At 73.3% G+C, this 1,648-nt stretch carries 1 pseudogene; it reads left to right on the top strand.

Annotation, left to right across the window (positions count from 1 at the left end):
* Positions 1 to 1,648, top strand: a pseudogene (locus IH13_RS38320) (DNA polymerase III subunit alpha); the annotation flags it as partial.

Below are 1,648 nucleotides of genomic sequence, written 5' to 3'. Positions count from 1 at the left end.
GGCCGAGACCCGGCACACCGCCGACGCCTGCCGCGTCGATCCGGCGGACGATCTGGGGCTGGGCAGCGTGCACTTCCCCGAGCCGCGCCTCGTGGGCGCCGAGCGGCGTACCGCGCAGCGGGTGCTGGCCTCCCGGGCCGCCGCCGGTATGGTGCTGCGCGGCCTGGACCGCAGGCGCGGCTACTGGGAGCGGATGCACCACGAACTGGACGTCATCGCCCACCACGGCTTCGCCTCCTACTTCCTGACGGTCGCCCAGGTGGTGGACGACGTGAAGGGGATGGGTATCCGGGTCGCCGCGCGCGGTTCCGGCGCCGGATCCCTGGTCAACCACCTCCTGGGCATCGCGCACGCCGACCCCGTCGAGCACGGGCTGCTCATGGAGCGGTTCCTGTCCAAGCGGCGCTTCGTGCTGCCCGACATCGACATCGACGTGGAGTCGGCCCGCCGCCTGGAGGTCTACCGCGCGATCATCGGGCGCTTCGGCACCGAGCGGGTCGCGGCCGTCTCCATGCCCGAGACCTACCGGGTGCGCCACGCGATCCGGGACGTCGGCGCCGCGCTCTCCATGGACCCCGCCGAGACCGACCGGCTCGCCAAGGCCTTCCCGCACATCCGGGCCAGGGACGCCCGCGCCGCGATGGAGGAGCTGCCCGAACTGCGCGAGGTGGCCGGGCGGAAGGAGCGGTACGGCCGGCTCTGGGAGCTGGTGGAGGCGCTGGACGCGCTGCCGCGCGGTATCGCCATGCACCCGTGCGGGGTCCTCCTCTCGGACGCCTCGCTGCTGCGGCGTACGCCCGTCGTGCCCACCAGCGGCGACGGCCCCCACAGCCTTGACGGCGTGGGAGGTGCCCCCATCCCGATGGCGCAGTTCGACAAGGACGACGTGGAGCACCTCGGGCTGCTCAAGCTCGACGTGCTCGGTGTACGGATGCAGTCGGCGATGGCCCACGCGGTCACCGAGCTGAAGCGGGCCTCGGGCCGGGAGGTCGACCTGGACGCGGTGCCGCCGGACGACCCGGAGACGTACCGGCTGATCAGGAGCACCGAGACGCTGGGCTGCTTCCAGATCGAGTCACCGGGCCAGCGGGACCTGGTCGGCAGGCTCCAGCCCGCCACCTTCCACGACCTGGTGGTCGACATCTCGCTCTTCCGCCCGGGGCCCGTCGCCGCCGACATGGTGCGGCCGTTCATCGAGGCCCGGCACGGCCGCGCGCCCGTCCGCTACCCGCACCCCGACCTGGAGGGGCCGCTGCGCGACACCTACGGCGTGGTCGTCTTCCACGAGCAGATCATCGAGATGGTCGACATCATGACCGGCTGCGGCCGGGGCGAGGCCGACCGGGTGCGGCGCGGGCTGTCCGACCCCGAGTCGCAGGGGCGGATCAAGGTCTGGTTCGCGCTGCGGGCGGCGGAGCGGGGGTACGGGGCCGAGGTGACCGACCGGGCCTGGGAGATCGTCGAGGCGTTCGGCAGCTACGGCTTCTGCAAGGCGCACGCGGTCGCCTTCGCCGTACCGACGTACCAGTCCGCATGGCTCAAGGCGCACCACCCGGCGGCCTTCTACGCCGGGCTGCTCACCCACGACCCGGGGATGTACCCCAAGCGGCTGCTGCTCGCGGACGCCCGGCGGCGCGGGGTGCCGGTG

Origin of the sequence: Streptomyces sp. NRRL WC-3549 (assembly GCF_000721935.1) — a bacterium.
In the GTDB taxonomy this organism is placed as follows: domain Bacteria; phylum Actinomycetota; class Actinomycetes; order Streptomycetales; family Streptomycetaceae; genus Streptomyces.
This window is presented reverse-complemented; position numbering and strand designations above follow the sequence as displayed.